Origin of the sequence: Cedecea sp. VD22 (genome assembly GCF_037150195.1) — a bacterium.
Classification (GTDB): Bacteria; Pseudomonadota; Gammaproteobacteria; order Enterobacterales; family Enterobacteriaceae; genus Cedecea.
The window spans coordinates 58,597-82,919 of the sequence record NZ_JBBCPX010000016.1; the positions used below are offsets into that span (position 1 = coordinate 58,597).

Genomic DNA, 24,323 nt, shown 5'->3' on the forward strand with positions numbered 1-24,323 from the left:
AATGATGAGTAAGTTAGTAAAGACGAGGTTTGTGAATGCCTAAATGCAGCACCTGGTTTACCGCGCTTTTCTTGTTCGTTGCTCTTTGGGCACCCTGCAGTCAGGCAGATAACGGATGGCAACCGATTCAGGACACCATCCGTAAAAGTGAAAAAGATCCTCGTCAGTATCAGGCTATTCGTTTAGATAACGGTATGACCGTGCTGCTGGTTTCCGATCCGCAGGCGGTGAAGTCGCTGTCAGCGCTGGTGGTGCCGGTTGGCTCACTGGAAGATCCAGATGCTCACCTCGGGCTTGCCCATTTTCTGGAACATATGACGCTGATGGGGTCCAAAAAATATCCGGACCCGGATAGCCTGTCTGAATTCCTCAAAAAACATGGCGGCAGCCACAATGCCAGTACCGCCACCTATCGAACCGCATTTTATCTCGAAGTAGAAAACGATGCGCTCGACGGTGCCGTAGACCGCCTGGCCGACGCCATTGCTGAACCTAACCTCGCGGCACAATATGCCGAGCGTGAACGTAACGCGGTAAACGCCGAGTTGACGATGGCCCGTGCGCGTGACGGGATGCGCATGGCACAGGTTAGCGCCGAAACCATCAACCCTTTACACCCGGCGGCGCGTTTCTCCGGCGGCAACCTTGAAACCCTGCGTGACAAACCCGGCAGCAAGTTGCTCGACGCGCTGGTGGCATTCAGAAATAAGTACTACTCGGCAAACCTGATGAAAGCCGTTATCTACAGCAACAAGCCTTTGCCTGAACTGGCGAAGATTGCCGCTGAAACTTACGGCCGCGTTCCTGACAAAAATATCGAAAAGCCGGTTATCGATGTACCGGTGGTGACTGACGCGCAAAAAGGGATCTTCATCCACTATGTGCCGGTCATGCCGCGCAAGGTGGTTCGCGTTGAGTTTCGCATTGATAACAATAGCGATAAATTCCGCAGCAAAACCGATGAGCTGATTGGGTACCTGATCGGCAACCGTAGCCACGATACGCTGTCGGATTGGCTGCAAAAGCAGGGTCTTGCGGAGAGCATTCGCGCGGATTCTGACCCGATGGTGGCCGGTAACAGCGGTGTTTTCGCCATCTCCGTCTCCCTGACGGATAAAGGCCTGGCCAATCGTGACCAGGTGGTTGCGGCGATATTCAGCTATCTCGATCAGTTGCGCGCCAAAGGTATCGATAAACGTTACTTTGACGAGCTTGCACACGTGCTGGATCTCGACTTCCGTTACCCGTCCATCACCCGTGATATGGACTACATCGAATGGCTGGCGGATACCATGCTGCGCGTCCCGGTCACCCATACGTTAGATTCCGCAAATATCGCTGACCAGTACGATCCTGACGCGATTAAAGCGCGGCTGGATATGATGACGCCGCAAAATGCCCGCGTGTGGTATATCAGCCCGCAGGAGCCACACAATAAAACGGCTTATTTCGTTGATGCGCCTTACGAAGTTGACAAAATTCCTGCGCAGACCTATGCCGACTGGCAGCAGAAGGCAGATGCTATCAAGCTTGAGCTGCCTCAGCTGAATCCTTACATTCCCGATGACTTCACGCTTTATAAGCCACAGAAGCAGTACGACCATCCTGAGCTGCTGATCCACGAGCCGGATCTGCGGGTGGTGTATATGCCGAGCCGCTATTTTGGTAACGAGCCAAAAGCGGACGTGACGCTTGTGCTGCGTAATCCTCAGGTGATGAACAGCGCGAAGAATCAGGTACTGTTTGCTATCAATGATTACCTTGCGGGCATTGCGCTGGATGAACTCAGCAATCAGGCGTCGGTTGGCGGCATCAGTTTCTCATCTAACGCCAATAGCGGGCTGATGATTAACGCCAACGGCTATACGCAGCGCCTGCCGCAGCTGTTTGAAGCGCTGCTGAAGGGCTATTTCAGCTATACCCCAACGCAGGAACAGCTGGATCAGGCCAAGTCCTGGTATGCCCAGATGATGGATTCGGCGGACAAAGGCAAAGCGTTTGAGCAGGCGATTGCGCCGGTGCAGATGGTTTCGCAGGTGCCTTATTTTGAGCGTAGTACCCGTCGGGCGTTGCTGCCGGAGCTGACGCTTAAGGACGTGCTGGATTATCGTGAGCGGTTGAAAACCAATTCCCGGCCTGAGTTTATGGTCATTGGCAACATGTCTCCAGAGCAGGCCAAACAGCTGGCGGAAAACGTCAAAGCCCAGCTGGCTCCAAAGGGGGGAGAATGGTGCCGGAATGACGATGTGCTGATTAATAAGCAACATCTGGCGATGTTTGAAAAAGCCGGAAGCAGCACCGACTCGGCGCTGGCGGCGGTTTATGTACCCAAAGGCTATAACGAAGCCACCAGCACGGCCTATGGCTCAATGCTGGGGCAAATCATTCAGCCCTGGTTCTATAATCAATTGCGTACACAAGAGCAGCTTGGTTATGCGGTGTTTGCTTTCCCTATGTCCATTGGTCGACAGTGGGGAGTGGGGTTCCTGCTTCAGAGCAGCGATAAGCAGCCAGCTTACCTGTATGAGCGGTTTAAAGCGTTTTATCCGGTTATCGAGAAAAAGCTGCGCGGCATGAGCGACGCCGAGTTTGCCCAAATCCAGCAGGGGATGATTGCCCAGATGCAGCAGGCGCCTCAAACGCTTGCGGAAGAAGCGGCGCAGCTTAGCAAAGATTTCGACCGCCGAAACATGGCGTTTGATTCCCGTGATAAAGTGATAGCCGAAATTAAGAAATTAACGCCGCAGAAGCTGGCTGATTTCTTCCATCAGGCGGTGATAGCTCCCCAGGGGATGGCGGTGTTGTCACAGATTTCCGGCAGCCATAACGGCAAAGCAGAGTATGCAGCTCCAAAAGGGTGGAAAACCTGGGAGGGGGCACGCAGTCTGCAGCAGGCGTTACCACTAGTAAGCGAGAAATAATGACCGATGTAACTGCGCAGCCCCTTGATCCTTTAAGTTTGCCGCTGTTCGGCGAACGGTTGATAGAAGCTTCCGCGGGGACCGGTAAGACCTTTACCATTGCCGCACTTTATTTGCGGCTGCTGCTGGGCTTAGGGGGAGAGAATGCTTTCCCCCGTCCGCTGGGGGTTGAAGAACTGCTGGTGGTGACTTTCACCGAAGCGGCCACCGAAGAACTGCGTGGCCGTATTCGGGCGAATATCCACGAATTGCGCATCGCCTGTATTCGTAACCGCACCAAAAATCCACTGATACAAAACTTACTTGCCCAGATTACCAACAAGCAGCTCGCTGCCCGTACCCTGCTGTTAGCCGAACAGCAGATGGATGAGGCAGCTATCTTCACGATCCACGGCTTTTGCCAGCGGATGCTCAGCCTCAACGCTTTTGAGTCCGGGATGCTGTTCGAGCAGCAGCTACTCGAGGATGAATCCTTGCTGCGCCGTCACGCCTGTGCTGATTTCTGGCGGCGTCACTGCTATCCGCTGCCAAAACCTGTGGCGCAGGCGATGAGTGAGGAGTGGTCGGGGCCGGAAGCGCTTTTAAGGGATATCAATAGCTGGCTTCAGGGTGAACAGCCCCAGTTGAAACAGCCCCCGGCGGATGATGAAACGCTGCTGGCTCGCCATGAAAAAATAATCGCCGCTATCGACGGGGTCAAAGCTCAATGGAGAGCAGCCGCGGGTGAGCTGGCAAGCCTGATTAGCGATTCTGGCGTGGATAAACGCAGCTACAGCAGTAAACATTTGCCAAACTGGCTGGAAATTGTTGGCCAGTGGGCGCAGCTGGAAACCACCAGTTATCAGCTCCCTGAGGCGTTGGCGAAGTTTGCGCAAAGCACGCTTGAAGAGAAAACCAAAAAAGGCGAAGTGCCCCGGCACAGCCTGTTCACCGCCATCGACGCATTGCTTGCAGAGCCGCTAACGCTGCGTGACCTGGTGATTGCCAGAGCCATGGCGGAAATTCGCTATATTGTTCAACAAGAGAAGCGCCGCCGCGGCGAACTGGGCTTTGACGATATGCTGAGTCGGCTCGATGAATCTCTGCATCAGCCCGGCGGCGACGCCTTAGCGACGGCGATCCGCAGCCGTTTCCCGGTGGCGATGATCGATGAGTTCCAGGATACCGACCCGCAGCAGTACCGTATCTTCCGCCGCCTGTATATCAAGCAGCAGGGCACCGCGCTGTTGCTGATTGGTGACCCTAAGCAGGCTATTTACGCTTTCCGCGGCGCCGATATTTTTACCTATATGAAGGCGCGTCAGGAAGTTAGTGCCCACTACACACTGGACACTAACTGGCGCTCGTCTCCCTCGATGATCCACGGCGTAAACACGCTGTTCCAGCAGGTTGAGAACCCGTTCTTATTCCGCCAGATCCCGTTCCTGCCGGTTAAATCAGCCCCCCGCAACGGTGGGCTACGGTTTACGGTCCAGGGTGAAAGCCAGTCGGCGGTGAAAATGTGGCTCCAGCCGGGGGATGGCGTCGGTGTAAGTGATTACCAACAAGCGATGGCATCCCAGTGTGCACGGCAAATTCGAGACTGGCTCACCGCCGGGCAACGGGGGGATGCGCTGCTTTGGTTGGGGGATGACGCCCGGCCGCTCAGGGCATCGGATATGACGATTCTGGTTCGTAGCCGCGGAGAAGCGGCCATCGTACGTGATGCGCTGGGCGCGCTGAATATTCCTTCGGTGTATCTCTCTAACCGCGATTCGGTGTTTGCTACCGTTGAGGCACGTGAGCTGCTGTGGGTGCTACAGGCCGTACTGACGCCTGAAATTGAGACGGCCATGCGCAGCGCCATTGCGACAGCCATGTTAGGGCTGGATGCCCATGCTATCGAGTCTCTGAACAACGACGAACTGGCCTGGGATCATCTGGTTGACGAATTCTTTGGCTACCGCGAGCAGTGGCTTAAGCGGGGCGTGATGCCCATGTTAAGAGCCTTAATCGGGGCGAGAAATATAGCTGAAAACCTGCTGGCCACGCCTGGCGGAGAGCGCAGGCTGACCGATATTTTGCACATCTGCGAACTGTTACAGGAAGCCTCGGCAGAAATGGAGAGCGAGCATGCGCTGGTGCGCTGGCTGGCGCAGAGGATTGCCGAGCCGGACAGCAACGCTTCCAGTCAGCAGTTGAGGCTCGAAAGTGATAAACATTTGGTGCAGGTGGTGACCATCCACAAATCCAAAGGGCTGGAGTATCCGTTGGTCTGGCTGCCGTTCGTGGCCAACTATCGCCCACAGAGCAGCGGCCTTTATCACGACCGAACCACCTTTACCTCACTTCTGGATTTGAGCAACGATGCGGAAAGCCTGGGGCTGGCCGAAGAAGAACGTCTGGCGGAAGACTTGCGTCTGCTCTATGTAGCATTGACCCGCTCCGTCTGGCACTGCAGCTTGGGCGTTGCGCCGTTGTTCCGCGGTTCGAGAGCCAAAAAAGGCAACAGCGACCTGCACCTCAGTGCGCTGGGCTATTTGCTGCAAAAAGGGGAAGCGCTCGATGCAGAGGGACTGCGCCAGGCGCTTGATGGTCTGAAAAGCGAAGCCATCGACGTTGAAACGCTCTCTTCCGGGGACGATACTCCGTGGCAGCCGCGGCCCGATGCTTTGCCCGAGCTTGCCGCCCGCCAGCTCAAGCGTCGAATCACCGATAACTGGCGCGTGACCAGTTATTCTGGTCTGCAGCAGCACGGCAACAGTCGGGTTCTGGATTTAGTGCCACGCCTGGACGTTGACGCCGTTGGGGAAGCCCCGGAGCAAAGTGAGCCGTTACTTACGCCGCATACTTTCCCGCGCGGGGCTTCACCGGGTACTTTCTTACACAGCCTTTTCGAAGAGGTTGATTTTACACAGCCAGTACAGCCTGAAGAGACAGAAAAACACCTGCTTGCCAATGGGTTTAGCGGCGAGTGGGAGCCGGTGGTGAGCCGCTGGCTGGAAGAGGTGCTTGCTGCGCCGCTCAATGACACCGGCGTTGCCCTGAACCTGCTTTCTGCGAAGGAGAGACAGGTGGAGCTGGAATTTTATTTACCTATCGACAATGAGCTACAGGCGCCGGCGTTAGACGGTCTGGTTCGCCATTACGACCCGCTCTCTGCTGGCTGCCCGCCTTTGGACTTCCGTCAGGTGAAGGGAATGCTGAAAGGGTTTATCGACCTGGTGTTCCGCTGGCAGGGGCGTTACTACCTGCTGGACTATAAATCTAACTGGCTGGGTGAAGACAGCAGCGCCTACACCCAGGAGGCGATGGCGAAGGCGATGCAGTCTCACCGCTACGACTTGCAGTACCAGCTCTACACGCTGGCGCTGCATCGCTACCTGCGCCACCGAATGGCCGGGTATAACTACCAGCAGCACTTTGGTGGGGTTATCTATTTGTTCCTGCGAGGCGTGGAGCAGGGTAAGCCCGAGCAGGGTATTTTTTCTACGCGACCGGACGTCAGACTGGTTGAAGCAATGGATGCGCTGTTCGCCGGGGCAGCAGAGGAGATCCCACAGTGAGTATGTCTCAGCTACTCAACCAGGCGGTGGTGCTGAAAGCTCTCAGGCCGCTGGATTCACAGTTTGCCATGATGGTGGCTAACGATGAGCAGCCCGCCGTTATGCTGGCCGCAGCGCTGTTGAGCCGAGAATCAGGCGAGGGGCATGTCTGCCTGCCGCTGGAGCGCATCAGGCCCGAATATGCCTTCGCTGGCAAACATCCTGAACTTGTGGCTCAGCTTTTTGCCGAGGCGGAGCCTACTTTGGGCTGGCACAGCGCATTACTGGCTTCCCATTCGGTCAGTTCGGGCGCCGAACCCACGCCGCTGAAACTCATTGATAACCGCCTTTACCTCAACCGTATGTGGAGCAACGAGCATAGGGTGGCGGCCTTCTTCGGTGAACATAACCAGCCTGTTGCGGTGGATGAGACCCGGCTTCGCGAAATCCTCGACGCGCTGTTTGGTAACAGCCCACAGACGGACTGGCAGAAAGTAGCCGCGGCGGTGGCATTGACCCGACGTATTTCAGTTATTTCCGGCGGGCCGGGAACAGGTAAAACCACAACGGTGGCAAAGCTGTTGGGCGCGCTGGTTCAGCTTTCCGATGGCCAGACCGTGCGCATTCAGCTTGCGGCGCCTACGGGCAAGGCGGCCGCACGCCTGACGGAATCGTTGGGAAGTGCGCTGCGACAGCTGCCGCTCAGCGATGGGCAGAAAAAGCGCCTGCCTGAAGAGGCTTCGACGCTGCACCGGCTTTTAGGCGCGCAGCCGAACAGCCAGCGGTTGCGCCACCATGCCGGGAATCCTCTGCACCTGGATGTGCTGGTGGTGGATGAGGCGTCAATGGTGGATCTGCCGATGATGTCCCGGCTGATTGATGCTTTACCGGAGCAGGCCCGCGTCATCTTCCTCGGAGACAGAGATCAGCTGGCTTCCGTAGAGGCGGGGGCGGTGCTGGGCGATATCTGCCATTACGTGAACGACGGGTATTCGGCTGAGCGTGCGGAGCAATTAAAACGGCTCACGGGCTGTGAGGTACCCGTGGGGGAGAGTACCCGGGCGAGCGCGCTGCGTGACGGGCTTTGCCTGCTGCGTAAGAGCTATCGGTTCGACAGTCAGTCCGGCATCGGTCAACTGGCCTTTGCCGTTAATGCCAGCGATAGCAGGCAGGTGAAAGCTGCGTTTGGACAAGGGTTTACGGACATCTCACTGCAGCCGCTGCTGGAGCCGGAAGATTATACGGCGATGATTGCCGACGTGGTCAGCGGCTACGGCGAGTATTTGCAGCTGGTGCGTCAGAAAGCCGCGCCTGCGGAGATCATTGATGCCTTTGGCCGTTATCAGCTGCTGTGTGCCTTACGTGAAGGACCTTTCGGCGTCAGCGGCCTGAATGAGCGTATCGAGCAGGCGCTGGTACAGGCGCGTTTGATTCAGCGGCCTTCGCAGGCGCTGTCCCGCTGGTACGACGGGCGTCCGATGATGATTGCCCGCAATGATAGCTCGCTTGGCTTGTTTAACGGCGATATCGGTATTGCTTTGCAGCGTGAGGAAGGGCTTCGCGTGTGGTTTTCAATGCCGGATGGTTCAGTAAAATCCGTTCAGCCCAGCCGCCTGCCTGCACACGACACGGCCTTCGCCATGACCGTGCATAAATCTCAGGGTTCTGAATTTGACCACGCCGCGTTGGTATTGCCGAATCAGTTTGTGCCGGTGGTGACGCGTGAGCTGGTGTACACCGCGATCACGCGAGCCCGTAAGCAGCTATCGCTGTATGCCGATGAACGGGTGTTGAATAAAGCGATAGCCACGCGTACGGAGCGCCGCAGCGGGCTTATGGCGATTTTCTCTGGAGAATAAAAGACAAAGGAAGGCACACTTTATGCCTTCCTTTTTTCAGGTCAGGTCGGCCATCAGCACTTTTGATTTGCGCTGATAGTTGTACATCTCTTTTTTGCTCGCCGGCAGCAGCTCAACGTCCACCGGCAGGAAGCCCCGCTCCTGGAACCAGTGGATGCTGCGGGTGGTCAGCACGAACAATTTACTCAGCCCCATCTGCCGCGCCTGGTTGGCTATGCGGTTCAGCAACTCTTCGCCCCGGGACGAACTACGGTAGTCAGGGTGCACCGCGACGCAGGCCATTTCGCCGATGCTTTCTTCCGGGAACGGATAAAGCGCAGCGCAGGCGATGGTCAGGTTATCCCGTTGAATAATCGTGAACTTGTCGATCTCCATTTCCAGCTGCTCACGGGAGCGGCGCACCAGGATCCCTTGCTGTTCCAGCGGGCGGATCAGCTCAAGAATACCGCCGATGTCGTTGATGGTGGCGCGGCGGATCTGCTCGGCGCTTTCCATCACAATTTGCGTGCCGATCCCATCGCGGGAGAACAGTTCCTGCAGCAGGGCACCATCTTCCTGATAGCTGAGCAGGTGGCTGCGGCGCACGCCGCTGCGGCAGGCCTTCACCGCTCCGCGCAGGAAGCGCACTGTGCCGGAATGATAGTCGCCGGTGCTTTCCAGGGCTTCAATACGCTGCTGAGCCTCGTTCGGGAACAGCTCAGAAATCACGTTCCCCAGGTCGTCGGTCACGCCCTGAGCGGAGCAGAACCCAATCATTTTCTCTGCCTTCAGCTTAACCGCAAGCTGGGTGGCCACTTCTTCGGAGGTGAGGTTAAAGCTTTCCCCCGTCACGGAAACCGCGACTGGCCCCATCAGTACAATCGCGCCGCTGTCCAGCTGGCGGTGAATGGCTTCTTCATCAATACGGCGGACGCGCCCGCTGTGGCAGTAGTCCACGCCGTCATCCACGCCCAGAGGCTGTGCGATGATAAAGTTACCGCTGACCACGTTGATATGGGCACCCTGAAGCGGCGTATTACCCAGGCTCATGGATAGTCGCGCGGTGATGTCGAGCTGAAGCAGCCCTGCAGCCTGTTTCACCAGTTCGAGGGTTTTTGCGTCGGTGACTCGGGTGTGTTTATGGTAAACCGGCTCGTGGTGGTGTTCGGCCAGGTTTTCGTCAATCTGCGGACGTGCGCCGTACACCACGACCAGGCGAATGCCCAGGCTGTGAAGCAGGCCAATATCGTTGACGATGCTGGAAAAGTTTTCATGTTCAATGGCTTCGCCGCCGAGCATGATGACAAACGTTTTTCCCCGGTGGGCATTAATATAGGGAACAGAATGGCGGAATCCCTGGACCAGTTCAGTTCTGCGTTCCTTTACCATGGCACACCCTCGTTGCATGATTATTCGTAATTTGTGTATTTTTATTCTTTTATGGCGTTCGGTGCAAGCGCCAATTTTCATCCAGGATAAAATTCCTCCTCCCTGACTTTTTATCTCCTTTTCTGAACGTTTACCCTTTTATAGATGACAGTAACCGCGTGTTTCGCTAAAGTTTTTGGCTCAAAAAATAAATTCGTCTATTCAGTGATTTTATCGCTCAGGGGAGCCATGCCAGATTCCAGTTCGTTAATGAGTCGCCGCCGTTTACTTCAGGGTGCCGGAGCCATGTGGTTGTTGAGCGTCAGCAAGGTCGGTTTTGCTGCCTCAAGCCAGGTGATCGCCGTGCGCGTCTGGCCGGCCTCGTCTTATACCCGCGTGACGCTGGAATCTAACCATCAGCTGAAGTACCGCCAGTTTGCGCTCAGCAACCCGGAGCGGGTGGTTGTGGATATTGAAGGGGCGCATTTAAATTCAGTTTTAAAAGGCATTGGCAGCCAGGTTCGCGGCGACGATCCCTTCATTAAATCCGCCCGCGTGGGGCAGTTCGATCCCAAGACTGTGCGCATGGTTTTTGAATTGAAGCAAAACGTGACCCCGCATTTGTTTGCGCTGGCCCCGGTCGCCGAATTTAAAGAGCGCCTGGTGATGGATCTTTATCCCGCCAATATGAATAGCGAACAAGATCCGCTGCTGGCATTACTGGAAGATTACAACAACGGCCAGTTAGACAAGAAAATGCCGGTGGAAAAAGGGCCGAAGCCGGGTAAAGCCGGGCGGGACCGGCCGATTGTCATCATGCTTGATCCAGGCCACGGCGGTGAAGACCCCGGTGCGATAGGCCCAAACAAGACCCGCGAAAAAGATATTGTGCTCAGCATTGCGCGCAGGCTGAAGGCCCTGCTCGATAAAGAGGGCAATATGAAGGCCTACATGACGCGTAATGAAGATGTGTTCATCCCGCTGAAAGTGCGCGTTGCCAAGGCGCAAAAACAGCGAGCCGACCTGTTTGTTTCTATTCATGCGGATGCATTTACGACCGCTGCCGCGCGCGGATCGTCGGTCTTTGCGTTGTCCACCAAAGGGGCGACCAGTACGGCGGCGAAATATCTCGCGCAAACGCAGAACGCCTCGGATTTAATTGGCGGCGTGGGCAAAAGTGGGGATCGCTATCTCGACCACACGATGTTCGACATGGTGCAGTCGCTGACCATTAACGACAGCCTGAAGTTCGGGAAAGAGGTGCTTAACCGGCTGGGGAAAGTGAACAAGCTGCATAAAAACAGCGTCGATCAGGCCGGGTTTGCGGTGCTAAAAGCGCCGGATATTCCATCTATTCTGGTGGAGACAGCGTTCCTGAGTAACCCTGAAGAAGAGCGCAAGCTGCGTACGGCCAAATTCCAGCAGGAAGTTGCGGAGTCAATTCTGGCGGGGATTAAGGCGTACTTCTCGGATAGCTCAAGGCTGGCAAGACGAGGCTAAAATGGCTGATAAAGGCGGGAGATAAACCTGCCTTATTTTTTTACAAACGGCAGAAACAAAAAAACACCCGTAAGGGTGTTCTCAATGTTGGTTGCGGGGGCCGGATTTGAACCGACGACCTTCGGGTTATGAGCCCGACGAGCTACCAGGCTGCTCCACCCCGCGTCCGTCATACTACTCTTTTTAATGATTTTTCATCATTGCGCTGTTAAATCAGCGACTTTTAATTGGTTGCGGGGGCCGGATTTGAACCGACGACCTTCGGGTTATGAGCCCGACGAGCTACCAAGCTGCTCCACCCCGCGTCCGTGGATGCGCACTATACTCCGCTCGCTTTTTGATGCAACCCTTTTTTCAAGTAAATACCTGAATTTCCCCTTGGTTGTTGAATTAACCCGCACAGTGGCCATAAAACAGACGTTTTTGCTGTGAGGGGTGTGCAACTCGTTTAATTCTGGCGGCGCGTTTGCTATCTTCGGCGAGGCATACAGAGGCAACGAGCAGGGCGAAAGGTAAATGAAAGGACGTTGGATTAAGTACACAGCGGCGGGGGCCATGTTAGCGATGCTGGCCGCCTGTTCATCAAAACCGACCGATCGCGGTCAGCAATATAAAGACGGGAAATTCTCCCAGCCTTTCTCACTGGTGAATCAGCCTGATGCGGTTGGCGCGCCTATCAACGGCGGCGACTATGCCGAGCAGGTTAACCAGATTCGTTCTGCTTCTCCCCGCCTCTATAATAACGGCAGCGATATCTATAATGCCGTGCAGCAGTGGCTGCGGGCCGGCGGCGATACCCGCCAGCTGAAGCAGTTCGGCCTTGATGCCTGGCAGATGGAGGGGGCTGACAACTACGGCAACGTGCAGTTTACCGGCTACTACACCCCGGTGATTCAGGCTCGTCATACTCGCCAGGGCGAATTCCAGTACCCTATTTACCGCATGCCGCCAAAACGTGGGCGTCTACCGTCCCGCGCGGAAATCTACGCCGGTGGGTTGAGCGACAGCTATGTGCTGGCCTACAGCAACTCTCTGATGGATAACTTCATCATGGATGTGCAGGGCAGCGGCTACATTGATTTTGGCGATGGTCAGCCTTTGACCTTCTTCGGCTATGCCGGTAAAAACGGCCACGCTTATCGCAGCATCGGCAAGGTGTTGATCGACCGCGGTGAAGTGAAGAAAGAAGACATGTCGATGCAGGCGATTCGCCACTGGGGTGAAACCCATAGCGAAGCGGCAGTACGGGAGCTGCTTGAGCAGAATCCTTCTTTTGTCTTCTTTAAGCCTGCAAGCTATGCGCCGGTGAAAGGCGCGAGCGCGGTACCTTTGATTGGACGTGCCTCCGTGGCGTCTGACCGCTCCATCATTCCTGCTGGCACCACGCTGCTGACCGAAGTCCCGCTACTGGACAATAACGGGAAGTTCACCGGCCAGTACGAGCTGCGCGTGATGGTGGCGCTCGACGTTGGGGGCGCGATCAAAGGCCAGCACTTCGACATCTATCAGGGCATTGGCCCGGATGCCGGGCACCGCGCGGGTTGGTACAACCATTACGGGCGAGTCTGGGTGCTGAAAGCGGCCCCTGGCACGGGCAGCGTTTTTAACGGTTAATGCTGCAGCGTTTCCACCTTTATCTACGGGCTGTATAATCAGCCCGTTTTTTATTTCTGAGGATTTCCCCGATGTCTGTTGTTCTCTCTGATGCCTGGCTGCAACGCTTTGGCGGCACCGCTCGTCTGTATGGCCAGGCGGCGCTTCAGCTTTTTGCAGAAGCGCACGTTTGCGTGATTGGCATCGGCGGGGTGGGCTCGTGGGCGGCAGAGGCGCTGGCGCGAACCGGGATTGGGGCCATTACGCTAATCGACATGGATGACGTTTGCGTCACCAACACCAACCGCCAAATCCATGCCCTGAAAGACAGCGTAGGCCAGGCCAAAACGGAAGTCATGGCCGCACGCATCAAGGAGATCAATCCTGAATGTCGGGTTACGGTGGTGGATGACTTTATTACCGCCGACAACGCCGCTGAGCTGCTTAGCCAGGGATTCAGCTATGTTATCGACGCCATTGACAGCGTGCGGCCAAAAGCGGCGCTGATCGCGTATTGCCGCCGCTATAAGATCCCGCTGGTGACCACGGGGGGAGCCGGTGGGCAAATCGATCCGACGCAGATTCAGGTTAGCGATCTGGCTAAAACTATTCAGGATCCGCTGGCGGCGAAGCTGCGTGAACGCCTGAAAAGTGATTTCGGCGTGGTGAAAAACAGCAAAGGGAAGCTTGGCGTAGACTGCGTATTTTCAACTGAAGCGCTGGTGTATCCGCAGGCTGACGGCTCAGTTTGCGCGATGAAAAGCACCGCCGAAGGCCCAAAACGGATGGACTGTGCCTCGGGCTTTGGGGCGGCGACCATGGTAACCGCCAGCTTTGGTTTTGTGGCGGTGTCTCATGTGCTGAAGAAGATGATGGCGAAGGCGGCACGAACCGCCGCCTGATTAACCCTCGTGTGCGGCCTGTTGAACGGCCGCGGCAAGGGCCGTAAGCCCGCTGCTGCGGGAAGCGCTTAGCTGATGGCGAAGCCCCAGATCGTCAAACAGACTTAGCGGATCGTTTTCCAATAGCTGCCGGGCGGTTTTCCCCTCTACCGCGGTCAACAGCACCGCCAATAAGCCACGAACGATGCGTCCTTCACTGTCACCGTAAAAGTGCAGCGTTCCGTCCGGCAGGCGCTCGTGGCCCAGCCAAACGCGATTTTCGCAGCCGCTGATTTCAATACTCTCGGTTTTTAATGCCTCCGGCAGCGCCGGCAGCTTCTTACCCAATAAAATCAGCTGGCGGTATTTGTCTTCCCACTGCCGCTGCGCTTCGAAGGTGGTACGCAGCATATCTGCGTTAATTTCTGTGCCAAAGGGATGATTAGCCTGCATTCAGTCCACCAGAATATCGAGGGCGCGATCGACTGCGGCGAGCAGTTCGTGCACATCCTGCTGTGTGTTGTAAGGGGCGAAAGAGGCGCGCAGCGTTCCGCTAACGCCTAATGCGGCCATCAAGGGCTGCGCGCAGTGCTGGCCCGCCCGCAGCGCAATGCCTGATTCGGCCAGCAGCGTGACCATATCGCTATGGTGAACGCCCGCAAAGTCAAACGCCAGCAGGCTGGAGTCCTGACTGCGGAAGCTACGGAAACCGGGGCGTTTTGCCAGCTCGGACTCCGCGAGCGTGGCCAGGCTACGGCTCCAGTTTTCCGCCTGCTGTAAATCGACAGTTTCAAGCCATTCCAGCACAGCGCTAAGGCCAATGACGCCCGCGACGTTTGGCGTCCCGGCTTCAAAGCGGTAGGGCACTGGCTGAGTCTTAAACCCGTCGAATGAGACATGGGTAATCATTTTCCCGCCGCCGAGCCACGGCGACATCTGCTCAAGGAGATTTGCTTTGCCATAGAGCGCGCCGATGCCGGTCGGGCCATACAGTTTATGGGCGGAAAAGGCGTAAAAGTCGATATCCAGCGCCTGGACGTCCGGCGGGCAGTGAACAATGCCCTGCGCGCCATCAACCATCACGACGGCGCCTGCTTCGTGGGCAAGCTTGATAGCTTTTGCCAGATCGGGGCAGCCCCCGGTGACGTTAGACATTTGCCCAAGCGCCAGGATACGAGTGCGGTCATTCAGCAATGCAGGAAGCTGGTTAAGATCGGGCAGAGCCTGGTCATTCAGCGGCAGTTTCACCACTTTCGCACCGGTTTGCTCAGCCACCATCAGCCACGGCACAAAATTGGCGTGATGTTCTGCCTCACTCACAATGATTTCATCCCCGTCTTTGAGGCGAGGGCGGGCATAGCACTGCGCAACCAGGTTTATGGCTTCGGTTGTGCCCCGGGTCCAGACCACGGATCTACCGCTTTCGGCGTTGATCAAACGTGCTACCTGGTCACGTGCCGCTTCGTAACGCGCCGTCAGACGCTGCGCTTCTGGAAACTGGCTGCGGTGAACGTTCCCGGCACTCAGGCTGTAAAACTGTTGGGTAGCGTCGATCACGGCCTGGGGTTTTAGCGCCGTGGCCGCGCTGTCGAGATAGACGCCTGCATCTGCCAGCGCGGGGAATTGCGCGCGAAAATGAGCGGGGTTAAATGCTGTCATGGGGATCCTCAGTTCAATGCACAGATCGTCGCGCAAAACTGGCGTTGGCACAAGGTTTCCGTCTTTCTCGGAATTGTCTGTTTCTCCTGGCAGAATGTGAGAAGCAGGTTATGCTAATTATTGTTGGACTAATATTTAAGCATGTTAGTAGGAAAGACTTAAACAGCATTAAACGCTATCCACAAGGAGAAGAATAATGAACAAATCTATCGCTATTGTTTCTGCCTGTATGATGACCTTTGCACTTGCAGCTTGTTCCAGCCCGAACTACATCATGCACACCAACGATGGACGCGCGATTGTCTCTGAAGGTAAGCCAAAAACCGATGACGAAACAGGAATGATCAAGTACAAAGATGCTAACGGCAATATGCAGCAGATTAACCGTTCGGACGTGAAAGAGATGGTTGAGCTGAAGAAGTAAAACTGCAGGCAAAAAAAAGCACCGCATTCGGCGGTGCTACATTAATCACTATGGACAGACAGGGTAAATGTACAGGAAGTGAAAAGGGGTAGCTTAGCTACCGTGGTCCGAAATGTCAGACCAATTGCAAACACAACAACACAACATCACAACCGTAAGCCAAAAGCCCTCCAGAACACGCATTCCAGACAACTTTTCGTTCCGACTCAGGAAGTGCCGCCACTATAGGTATTTGCTGGTGCATCCTCAACGGACAATTTATAATGGCTCAGATAAAAAAAACTAATAGGTAAACAAACGCTATCTGTTTGTTAACTCTTATTAACACTTAAGCCAAATAACCCCATGTCTAAGCGATTACCCCCTCTGAATGCGCTGCGCGTTTTTGACGCTGCGGCTCGTCACTTGAGTTTTACTAAAGCGGCTGAGGAACTGTTCGTTACTCAGGCCGCGGTAAGCCACCAGATCAAGTCCCTGGAGGATTTTCTTGGCCTGAAGCTGTTCCGCCGCCGTAACCGATCGTTGCTGTTGACGGAGGAGGGGCAGAGTTATTATCAGGATATTAAAGAGATTTTTTCCCAGTTGACGGAAGCCACCCGCAAGCTGCAGGCGCGCAGTGCAAAAGGCGCGCTGACGGTGAGTTTATTGCCCAGTTTTGCGATTCACTGGCTGGTGCCTCGCTTAACAAGCTTTAACTCAGCTTATCCGGGCATCGACGTGCGAATTCAGGCGGTGGACCGCCAGGAAGACAAGCTGTCTGACGACGTGGACGTGGCGATATTCTATGGGCGGGGAAACTGGCCGGGGCTAAGAGTCGAAAAACTTTATGCTGAGTATTTGCTGCCGGTTTGCTCACCTATGCTACTAACCGGCGACAAACCGATTAAAACGCCGGAAGATTTGGCCAGGCACACTTTATTGCATGACGCTTCGCGCCGCGACTGGCAGACTTATACCCGCCAGCTTGGCGTGAGCCATATTAATGTCCAGCAAGGGCCCATTTTCAGCCACAGCGCAATGGTACTCCAGGCCGCGATTCACGGGCAGGGGATTGCGCTGGCCAATAACGTCATGGCCCAAACGGAAATCGAAGCGGGCCGTCTGGTATGCCCGTTCAATGATGTGCTGGTAAGTAAAAACGCCTTTTATCTGGTTTGTCATGACAGCCAGGCAGAACTGGGTAAAATAGCCGCGTTTCGACAGTGGATCCTGGCAAAGGCGGCCAGTGAGCAAGAAAAATTCCGTTTTCGCTACGAACAATAAGCAACCTTCGCGTGGCGCGGCCACGCCTTACTTTAGGGTTACACCATGACCAGCCGATTCATGCTGATTTTTGCCGCCATCAGCGGTTTTGTTTTTGTTGCCCTGGGCGCCTTTGGGGCGCACGTATTGAGCAAGTCTCTGGGTGTTGCAGAGATGGGATGGATCCAGACCGGGCTTGAGTATCAGGCGTTTCACACGCTCGCGATTTTTGGCCTTGCGGTGGCAATGCAGCGTCGCATCAGCATCTGGTTCTACTGGAGCAGCGTCTTTATGGCGTTAGGCACCGTATTGTTTAGCGGCAGTTTGTACTGCCTGGCCCTGTCGCACCTGCGGCTGTGGGCGTTTGTTACCCCGGTGGGCGGCGTCAGCTTCCTGGCCGGTTGGATATTGATGTTAATTGGTGCTGTGCGCCTGAAACGTAAGGGCGTAAGCCATGAATAAAGTGATTTTGTACTGCCGCCAGGGATTCGAGAAAGAGTGTGCGGCAGAGATAACCGACAAAGCGGGTCAGCGCGGTGTCTACGGCTTTGCCCGCGTTAAAGAGCACAGCGGTTATGTCATATTTGAATGCTATCAGCCGGAAGAGGCGGAAAAGCTGGCGCGCGAGCTGCCGTTCAGCGACCTGATTTTTGCCCGCCAGATGTTTGTTGCCGGCGAGCTGCTAAAGGATTTGCCGCCGGAAGACCGCATCACGCCTATTGTCGGCATGCTGCAGGGCGTGGTGGAAAAGGGCGGCGACCTGCGGGTTGAAGTGGCCGACACCAACGAAAGCAAAGAGCTGATGAAGTTCTGTCGTAAGTTTACCGTGCCGCTGCGTGCCAGCCTGCGCGAAGCCGGAGTGCTGACCAACTACGAAACGCCGAAGCGTCCGGTTGTGCATGTGTTCTTTATCGCCCCCGGCTGCTGTTACACAGGTTACTCCTACACCACCAACAATTCGCCGTTCTATATGGGCATCCCGCGCCTCAAGTTCCCGGCGGATGCTCCAAGCCGCTCCACGCTGAAGCTGGAAGAGGCGTTTCACGTCTTTATTCCCGCCGATGAATGGGACGAGCGTCTGGCCAACGGCATGTACGCCGTGGATTTGGGTGCCTGCCCGGGCGGCTGGACCTATCAGTTGGTAAAGCGCAATATGTGGGTTTCGTCCGTCGATAACGGCCCGATGGCGCAGAGCCTGATGGACACCGGACAGGTCACCTGGCTGCGCGAAGATGGCTTCAAATACCGCCCGACCCGCACCAACATCTCCTGGATGGTCTGCGACATGGTGGAAAAACCGGCAAAAGTAGCCCATTTAATGGCAACCTGGCTGGTAAACGGCTGGTGCCGTGAGACTATCTTTAACCTCAAGTTGCCGATGAAAAAGCGCTACGAAGAGGTGTCGCAAAACCTGGCGCAGATCCGCGAAATCCTCGAGAGCAACGGCATTAACGCGGAAATCAAAGCCCGCCAGCTTTACCACGATCGTGAAGAAGTGACCGTTCACATCCGCCGTTGGTGGGCGGCCGTGGGTGGCCGTCGCGACGAGCGTTAATGACCAACCCCTTGCTCATCCGGGCAAGGGGAGTTCTTTTGCGTTATGCAGAAGGTAATGCACCAGGCAACCTTAGATGCTGTAAGTTCCCGTCGAGCTGTAAATCCGTCTCAAGCCTTGCCACCTGGCGGCTGATAAACGCACTTTCTCTGTGCAGCTCCAGCTTCTTACGCCATTTTTCCGGGACTTCATCGAGCCGCTGATAGAGCGTTTCCAGGTCAGAAAACTGGTTAATGAGCTGTGTGGCGCTTTTCGGGCCAATACCGGGCACGCCGGGAATTTTGCTGCTGCTGATGCCCGCCAGCCCCCAGAAGTCCCCCAGTTGTTCCGGCTGAACGCCATATTCCTGAGCAATAAAGGGCGCATCCAGCCAGCGTTTTTGGAAGTAATCGCGAATTTGCAGCGTTGGGGCCAGCAGCTGGCAATAGCCTTTGTCGGTGGACACAATGGTTGCCCGATGGCCGCCGGAGGCGACTTTCACCGCCAGCGTAGCCGCAAGATCGTCCGCCTCGTTGCCTTTTGAATGCCAGCACTGAACGCCACGACGGGTAAAAGCATCCCGCAGAGCCGGCATTTCGGCATGCAGGTCGTCTGGCATTGGCGAACGGCCCGCTTTGTAGTCGGGCAGAACCTGATGCCGCCAGCCTTCGCGACGTTCTTCGTCATCAAACACTGCCACCGCATGAGTAGGCTGACTGTGGCCAATAAGCTGGTCCAGCGCATGCAGACATGTATCGACACAGGGCGAACCCTGCACCGCATGTATGCGGCGAATCAGGTTCAGGGCATCGACGATAAGTAAATGAATAGCCATAAGAAATTAACTCGTCACTCTGATGGGCCTACCCTAACACTTCCCGCCATGATGAGCTATTCTCATCGCAGCATTCAGGAATGCCTCTCGCAAAACCTTATCGGGGCCGGGTGGAAAGCCATTGCGTAGTTGTTAGCGGGCTATGTATATTTCTAACGCATAAAAAAATAGAGAACATCAATATGAGTAATACTAAACACCTCGCGCAACGCATTCAAAACCTGCAACCTTCGGCCATCCGCGAACTTCTTAAGCACAGCAAAATGCCCGGCGTGATTTCACTGGCTGGCGGCATTCCTTCCAGTGAGCTGTTTGACAGACAAGGGCTGGAGCTGGCGACCCGTAAGGTGCTGGAAGAGAACTTTAACGACGCTTTTCAGTATGGCCTGACCGAAGGCAATTCCGAGCTGCGTGACCAGCTAGTTGAGCTGTGCAAGGCTCGCGGGATTACTACGCGCAGCGACCAGTTGCTCATCACCTCTGGTTCCCAGCAGGCGTTGGATTTGCTGATTCGTGCGCTGGCAGACGAAGGTGACGTTTTCGTCGTTGAACGCCCGACCTACCTGGCCACGCTGCAAATCCTCAGTTTGACCGCCGCGAAGGTTGAATCCGTAGGTGGGGATGAGCACGGCATGATTGTCGATGAGCTGGAAGCTTTGCTGAAAACTACGCGAGTGAAAGGCGTTTATCTGGTGCCAACCTTTGGTAACCCAAGCGGCACAACGCTGAGCGCTGAGCGTCGTGAAAAGCTGGTGAAACTGGCTGCCGAACATGATTTTGTGATTATTGAAGACGATCCGTACGGGGCGATTAGCTTTACCGATCGCCGCGAGAAGACCCTGATTCAGGTCGCCACAGAGTTAGGGCATGAAGATCACGTGGTCTATACCTCAACGTTCTCGAAAATTCTGGCTCCGGGGCTGCGTGTCGGCTGGATTATTCTCCCGGAGTGGATGAAGCAAAAGGTCGCCATCATTAAGCAGGCGACTGATTTACACGCTAACTCGTTTACGCAGGCGCTGGCGGCGGCTTACCTGAAACTGGGGCGTCTTGAGCCGCAGATTGAGCTTATTCGTGAGGCTTATAAGCAGAAGTGCCTGACGCTGTCGCGTCTGCTGGAAGAAGAGCTTGGCGAGCACATTACCTTTAACCAGCCGCAGGGTGGGATGTTCCTTTGGGCCGCTTTCCGCTACGACTTCGATACCACGGCCTGGCTACAAAAAACGCTGGAGAAAGGCGTGGTGTACGTGCCGGGAGAGTTCTTCTTTAGCGATCATGCGGATAAACGCACGCTGCGTTTCTCCTACGCGACGGCAACGGATGAGCAACTGGTGGAAGCCGTGAAGCGTTTGAAAGCGGCGCTCTAAGAAAAAGGCTCCCAAGCGGGAGCCTTAAAGGTTGCTGACAAAGAGGAAAAAAACGTGGTTTTTCCCTCTTTGTGGTTATCAGCCGAAAATCAATAAAGTGATTTTCCTGTTTTTTAACCAGTCGGCGGATCTTTCTTTTTCACCGGAAGTTGGTCAGTCGTCTGAAAGGCTCCCAGCCGGGAGCCTTAATTTTTAGTCACAGGCGACAATTTTCAGCGCCAGGCCACCGCGAGAGGTTTCGCGATACTTGGCGTTCATGTCCTTGCCCGTTTCATACATTGTCTCGATAACCTTATCCAGACAGACGCGAGGCTCGCTGGTGCGGCGCATGGCCATACGTGCAGCGTTCACGGCTTTAACTGCCGCAATGGCGTTACGCTCGATGCACGGAACCTGAACCTGGCCTGCAACCGGGTCACACGTCAGCCCCAGATTATGCTCCATGCCGATTTCCGCAGCGATACACACCTGAGTAGGGCTACCGCCCAGCAGCTCAGTAAGGCCTGCCGCTGCCATTGAACAGGCTACGCCGACTTCTCCCTGACAACCTACTTCCGCGCCGGAGATAGATGCGTTCATTTTATACAGAGAACCGATAGCACCGGCGGCCAGGAAATAGCGGGCGCAGGAGTTAGCGTTCACCTGACGAATGAACTTGTCGTAATAAGCCAACACAGCCGGAACAATACCGCAGGCCCCGTTTGTTGGCGCGGTGACCACACGGCCACCGGCTGCGTTTTCTTCGTTCACCGCCAGCGCGAACATATTGATCCAGTCCACAACTGCCATCGGGTCAGAGTTGTTTTTATCGGTGGTCACCAGCATACGACGCAGGGCTGCAGCACGGCGCGGAACGCGCATTTTACCCGGCAGCACGCCTTCTGTAGTGATACCGCGTTCAATTCCGCTGCTCATGACTTCCCAGACCGCCGCAAAGTGGGCGTCGATCTCTTCCTGGCTATGCAAGGCTCGTTCGTTCTGCATCATCAGGCCGGAAAGCGATAAGCCCGTTTCACGGCAGTGTTTTTGCAGGTCTGCAGCATTCTGATACGGATACGGCACGCTGACCGGGTTTTCACTCTGCGCACCAAAATGGGCTTCATCAACGATGAAGCCACCGCCGATAGAGTAATAGGTCTGAGAATACAGCACGTTGTCGCCAGCCAGAGCGGTGATGCGCATGCCATTCTCGTGGAGCGCCAGGTTGTCGGCATGGAAGTTCATGCAGCAGTCCACCGGGAATTCAACTTCATGCTGACCGTTGGCCAGCATCAGGCGCCCGTGGGTGTTTACATCCTGGATGAAGTGCGGAATAGCGTCGATATCGACGGTATCCGGCAGGTTACCCGCCAGGCCCATAATAATGGCTATATCGGTATGGTGGCCTTTACCTGTCAGGGACAGAGAGCCATAGACATCCACAACTACACGAGTGACATCGCGCAGGATCCCTTGCTCAATCAGGTCATCGGAAAATTGTTTACCGGCCTTCATCGGGCCGACGGTATGTGAGCTGGAGGGGCCAATACCGATTTTGAAAATGTCGAATACGCTAATCATAAGATTTCCCTGCGTAAGTGACTTGGGGGAGGAGAGTCGCCCTGGCGGGCGACTCTTTAGCTTGCTTAGCTGAACAGCGAGTAGAAGATAGCGGAGATAGCGATCAGGCCCATAATCACAACAAAGACGTTGCTGATATGGCCGCTGTACTTACGCATCGCCGGTACTTTCTGAATAGCATACATCGGCATCAGGAACAGAATCATCGCGATAACCGGGCCGCCCAGGGTTTCAATCATCCCGAGGATGCTTGGGTTCAGCGTCGCCACTGCCCAGGTCGTCACCAGCATAAACAGCGCGGTAATTTTGTTCAGTTTACCGATTTCAATACTCTTACCTTTGCCGCGCAGAGACTTAATGACCATGCCGTTAAAGCCTTCACGTGCACCCAGGTAGTGGCCGAGGAAGGATTTGGTGATGGCAATCATCGCAATGATTGGCGCCATCCAGGCGATAACCGGTGCATTAAAGTGGTTAGCCAGGTAAGACAGGATAGAAATGTTCTGCGCTTTTGCCGCGGCCAGGTCAGCAGGGCTCAGGCTCAGCACGCAGCTGAACACGAAGAACATGACGGTCAGCACCATCATGATGTGTGCACGAGCCAGGATGCTGGAGCATTTTTTCTCAGCGCCATCGCCGTACTCTTCGCGTTTAGCCACGGCGAAGGAGGAGATGATAGGGGAGTGGTTGAAGGAGAACACCATGACCGGAATTGCCAGCCACAGGGTCATCCACAGGCCGCTGCCGGTTGCCGGGCTTGCACTGAAGGACAGGGTTTCAAACGCCGCACCGCTCCAGTTTGGAATCAGGTACAGCGCCAGAATCATCAGAGCCGCAACAAATGGGAACACCAGGATGCTCATCGCTTTGACGATCATCTGCTCGCCGAAGCGCACGATAGTCATCATGCCGACAATCAGAATCAAAGAAAGGATAGCGCGCGGCGGTGCAGTCATGCCCAACTGGTGGGTGATGAAGCTGTCCACGGTGTTGGTGATAGCCACGCTGTAAACCAGCAGGATCGGGTAGATAGCAAAGAAGTACAGCAGGGTGATGAGCTTACCTGCACCAACACCAAAGTGCTCTTCTACAACTTCGGTGATATCTTCGCCCGGGTTTTTACCGGACAGCACGAAGCGGGTCATACCGCGGTGTGCGAAGAACGTCATTGGGAAAGCCAGAATCGCCATGATGAACAGCGGGATCAGGCCACCAACGCCGGCGTTGATTGGCAGGAACAGGACGCCTGCACCGATAGCTGTACCGTACAGGCCCAGCATCCACATGGTGTCGGTCTTGCGCCATGCGCCTTTTTTCTCAGCAGAGACAATACTGCCGGTTTGAGTGGTTTCCATCTACATCTCCAAAGGAAAGTTTCGTGCAATGTTTAAAAATTCGCAGTTAACGCGATGTGTGTGGCTTAACTGCTGAAACTAAATTCTGGCCGGGCGCGTTTTTGAAGTAGTTGTGGCCCGTAACTATCGGCGGGCGGAAAGATACATTTATGTCATCACTGTATCAGTGATCGCGATCCCAAATGCGATAATCTACGTTTGTTAAGCAACAAATCCGCATAACAGTCTGTTCATAGACATCAACATGACATTTATGGTCGCGAAGCCTAGCACTTGTGGATGATGCAATAAATTAAACCTGACCAAATAACTCGGTTTTTGCCAAAGAAAGTGCCTAAAACAGCATTTTTCAACGAGTATTTGCTTCAGGTCGCAATGTTTGTGCTTTTAAGTGTGAGCGCAATCGATTAAATGGCAGCTTAGTATCGGTACCGAGGGATGGCTTCAAACGCAGGCGGTTGGCAGAGAAGATCTGTTTATCAAGTTTGTGGGGGGAAAAGGAAGACGGATCCTTCAGCAGCGCTATCGCGCAATACGCCGAATAACCCATCTTCGACAGAACGTTCGGTTTCCCGTTCCCTAGTCCGCCTGAGCATCAAACAATAGCGTCACGACTCCCTTCCAGGTTGAACCTGGGGATTTCACCATCGTTTCAACGCCGGGTTTCCGGACTTTAAAATCAACCTGTGAGCGACGATGAACAACAAACTCGCCGGGAGGTA

General features: G+C 55.2%; 17 protein-coding genes and 2 tRNA genes. 11 read left to right on the forward strand and 8 right to left on the reverse strand.

Annotation, left to right across the window (positions count from 1 at the left end):
* The first annotated feature begins 35 nt into the window (after nt 1-35).
* From ptrA to recD, 3 genes are read left to right on the forward strand one after another with little or no spacing between them, the layout of a single operon-like run.
* Nucleotides 36-2,921 carry a pitrilysin gene (gene ptrA, locus WFK85_RS20465; protein WP_336709286.1) on the forward strand — a complete coding sequence of 962 codons (2,886 nt, stop codon included), beginning with the start codon at nt 36-38 and terminating at the stop codon, nt 2,919-2,921.
* Nucleotides 2,921-6,466 carry an exodeoxyribonuclease V subunit beta gene (gene recB, locus WFK85_RS20470; protein WP_336709288.1) on the forward strand — a complete coding sequence of 1,182 codons (3,546 nt, stop codon included), beginning with the start codon at nt 2,921-2,923 and terminating at the stop codon, nt 6,464-6,466. The genes ptrA and recB overlap by 1 nt, the downstream gene beginning before the upstream one ends.
* A complete protein-coding gene (gene recD / locus WFK85_RS20475; RefSeq protein ID WP_336709290.1) occupies nt 6,463-8,304 on the forward strand; it encodes an exodeoxyribonuclease V subunit alpha in 1,842 nt (613 codons plus the stop codon). Before recB ends, recD begins: the two co-directional genes overlap by 4 nt.
* 36 nt (nt 8,305-8,340) lie before the next feature.
* Here recD and argA read toward each other — a convergent pair whose 3' ends face one another.
* Nucleotides 8,341-9,672, reverse strand: a complete 1,332-nt coding sequence (gene argA, locus WFK85_RS20480) for an amino-acid N-acetyltransferase (RefSeq protein ID WP_008458442.1) — start codon at nt 9,670-9,672, stop codon at nt 8,341-8,343.
* A 228-nt stretch (nt 9,673-9,900) separates the two neighbouring features.
* On the opposite strand from argA, the gene amiC reads away from it, so the two are divergent.
* Nucleotides 9,901-11,151, forward strand: coding sequence for an N-acetylmuramoyl-L-alanine amidase AmiC (gene amiC, locus WFK85_RS20485; protein WP_166995913.1), 1,251 nt, complete (start codon nt 9,901-9,903; stop codon nt 11,149-11,151).
* Nucleotides 11,152-11,239: 88 nt separating this feature from the next.
* Here amiC and WFK85_RS20490 read toward each other — a convergent pair.
* Both WFK85_RS20490 and WFK85_RS20495 read right to left on the reverse strand, forming a co-directional pair.
* Nucleotides 11,240-11,316, reverse strand: a tRNA-Met gene (locus tag WFK85_RS20490).
* A 63-nt stretch (nt 11,317-11,379) separates the two neighbouring features.
* A tRNA-Met gene (locus WFK85_RS20495) sits at nt 11,380-11,456 on the reverse strand.
* Nucleotides 11,457-11,667: 211 nt separating this feature from the next.
* Between WFK85_RS20495 and mltA the strand changes: the two genes are divergently transcribed.
* Nucleotides 11,668-12,765 carry a murein transglycosylase A gene (gene mltA, locus WFK85_RS20500; RefSeq protein WP_008458439.1) on the forward strand — a complete coding sequence of 366 codons (1,098 nt, stop codon included), beginning with the start codon at nt 11,668-11,670 and terminating at the stop codon, nt 12,763-12,765.
* Between the two features lie 71 nt (nt 12,766-12,836).
* The gene (gene tcdA, locus WFK85_RS20505; RefSeq protein WP_045783824.1) at nt 12,837-13,646 is read left to right on the forward strand and encodes a tRNA cyclic N6-threonylcarbamoyladenosine(37) synthase TcdA; all 810 of its coding nucleotides are present in this window, start codon (nt 12,837-12,839) and stop codon (nt 13,644-13,646) included.
* On the opposite strand, the gene csdE is transcribed toward tcdA, so the two are convergent.
* Together csdE and csdA are read right to left on the reverse strand one after the other, a co-directional pair.
* Entirely contained in the window at nt 13,647-14,078 is a 432-nt protein-coding gene (gene csdE / locus WFK85_RS20510; protein WP_166878328.1) for a cysteine desulfurase sulfur acceptor subunit CsdE, read from the reverse strand. It lies immediately after the preceding gene.
* Nucleotides 14,079-15,284, reverse strand: a complete 1,206-nt coding sequence (csdA, locus tag WFK85_RS20515; RefSeq protein WP_336709293.1) for a cysteine desulfurase CsdA — start codon at nt 15,282-15,284, stop codon at nt 14,079-14,081.
* Between the two features lie 196 nt (nt 15,285-15,480).
* Here csdA and WFK85_RS20520 point away from each other — a divergent pair, with 196 nt between their 5' ends.
* The 4 genes from WFK85_RS20520 (at nt 15,481) to rlmM (ending at nt 18,505) form a co-directional block, all read left to right on the forward strand.
* Nucleotides 15,481-15,708 (forward strand): YgdI/YgdR family lipoprotein, encoded by a 228-nt coding sequence (locus WFK85_RS20520; protein ID WP_008458430.1) that lies wholly within the window; start codon nt 15,481-15,483, stop codon nt 15,706-15,708.
* Between the two features lie 345 nt (nt 15,709-16,053).
* Nucleotides 16,054-16,971: a glycine cleavage system transcriptional regulator GcvA gene (gene gcvA / locus WFK85_RS20525; protein WP_008458428.1), complete on the forward strand. Its 918-nt coding sequence runs from the start codon at nt 16,054-16,056 to the stop codon at nt 16,969-16,971.
* Between the two features lie 45 nt (nt 16,972-17,016).
* Nucleotides 17,017-17,412 carry a DUF423 domain-containing protein gene (locus WFK85_RS20530; RefSeq protein ID WP_008458426.1) on the forward strand — a complete coding sequence of 132 codons (396 nt, stop codon included), beginning with the start codon at nt 17,017-17,019 and terminating at the stop codon, nt 17,410-17,412.
* A complete protein-coding gene (gene rlmM / locus WFK85_RS20535; RefSeq protein ID WP_008458424.1) occupies nt 17,405-18,505 on the forward strand; it encodes a 23S rRNA (cytidine(2498)-2'-O)-methyltransferase RlmM in 1,101 nt (366 codons plus the stop codon). Before WFK85_RS20530 ends, rlmM begins: the two co-directional genes overlap by 8 nt.
* A 43-nt stretch (nt 18,506-18,548) precedes the next feature.
* Here the strand turns inward: rlmM and xni are convergent, their stop codons facing one another.
* Nucleotides 18,549-19,319: a flap endonuclease Xni gene (xni, locus tag WFK85_RS20540; protein WP_336709297.1), complete on the reverse strand. Its 771-nt coding sequence runs from the start codon at nt 19,317-19,319 to the stop codon at nt 18,549-18,551.
* Nucleotides 19,320-19,501: 182 nt separating this feature from the next.
* Between xni and WFK85_RS20545 the strand changes: the two genes are divergently transcribed.
* The gene (locus WFK85_RS20545) at nt 19,502-20,686 is read left to right on the forward strand and encodes an aminotransferase class I/II-fold pyridoxal phosphate-dependent enzyme (RefSeq protein ID WP_166995910.1); all 1,185 of its coding nucleotides are present in this window, start codon (nt 19,502-19,504) and stop codon (nt 20,684-20,686) included.
* A 192-nt stretch (nt 20,687-20,878) separates the two neighbouring features.
* Here WFK85_RS20545 and WFK85_RS20550 read toward each other — a convergent pair whose 3' ends face one another.
* The gene (locus WFK85_RS20550; RefSeq protein ID WP_166995909.1) at nt 20,879-22,246 is read right to left on the reverse strand and encodes an L-serine ammonia-lyase; all 1,368 of its coding nucleotides are present in this window, start codon (nt 22,244-22,246) and stop codon (nt 20,879-20,881) included.
* Between the two features lie 65 nt (nt 22,247-22,311).
* Complete coding sequence (locus WFK85_RS20555; RefSeq protein ID WP_166995908.1) at nt 22,312-23,601, reverse strand: serine/threonine transporter; 1,290 nt, start codon at nt 23,599-23,601, stop codon at nt 22,312-22,314.
* Nucleotides 23,602-24,323: the final 722 nt, after the last annotated feature.

Coding starts and splice junctions, on each gene's coding strand:
- ptrA (WP_336709286.1), top strand. CDS start 36: ATGCCTAAATGCAGCACCTGGTTTACCGCGCTTTTCTTGTTCGTTGCT.
- recB (WP_336709288.1), top strand. CDS start 2,921: ATGACCGATGTAACTGCGCAGCCCCTTGATCCTTTAAGTTTGCCGCTG.
- argA (WP_008458442.1), bottom strand. CDS start 9,672: ATGGTAAAGGAACGCAGAACTGAACTGGTCCAGGGATTCCGCCATTCT.
- amiC (WP_166995913.1), top strand. CDS start 9,901: ATGCCAGATTCCAGTTCGTTAATGAGTCGCCGCCGTTTACTTCAGGGT.
- mltA (WP_008458439.1), top strand. CDS start 11,668: ATGAAAGGACGTTGGATTAAGTACACAGCGGCGGGGGCCATGTTAGCG.
- tcdA (WP_045783824.1), top strand. CDS start 12,837: ATGTCTGTTGTTCTCTCTGATGCCTGGCTGCAACGCTTTGGCGGCACC.
- csdE (WP_166878328.1), bottom strand. CDS start 14,078: ATGCAGGCTAATCATCCCTTTGGCACAGAAATTAACGCAGATATGCTG.
- csdA (WP_336709293.1), bottom strand. CDS start 15,284: ATGACAGCATTTAACCCCGCTCATTTTCGCGCGCAATTCCCCGCGCTG.
- WFK85_RS20520 (WP_008458430.1), top strand. CDS start 15,481: ATGAACAAATCTATCGCTATTGTTTCTGCCTGTATGATGACCTTTGCA.
- gcvA (WP_008458428.1), top strand. CDS start 16,054: ATGTCTAAGCGATTACCCCCTCTGAATGCGCTGCGCGTTTTTGACGCT.
- WFK85_RS20530 (WP_008458426.1), top strand. CDS start 17,017: ATGACCAGCCGATTCATGCTGATTTTTGCCGCCATCAGCGGTTTTGTT.
- rlmM (WP_008458424.1), top strand. CDS start 17,405: ATGAATAAAGTGATTTTGTACTGCCGCCAGGGATTCGAGAAAGAGTGT.
- xni (WP_336709297.1), bottom strand. CDS start 19,319: ATGGCTATTCATTTACTTATCGTCGATGCCCTGAACCTGATTCGCCGC.
- WFK85_RS20545 (WP_166995910.1), top strand. CDS start 19,502: ATGAGTAATACTAAACACCTCGCGCAACGCATTCAAAACCTGCAACCT.
- WFK85_RS20550 (WP_166995909.1), bottom strand. CDS start 22,246: ATGATTAGCGTATTCGACATTTTCAAAATCGGTATTGGCCCCTCCAGC.
- WFK85_RS20555 (WP_166995908.1), bottom strand. CDS start 23,601: ATGGAAACCACTCAAACCGGCAGTATTGTCTCTGCTGAGAAAAAAGGC.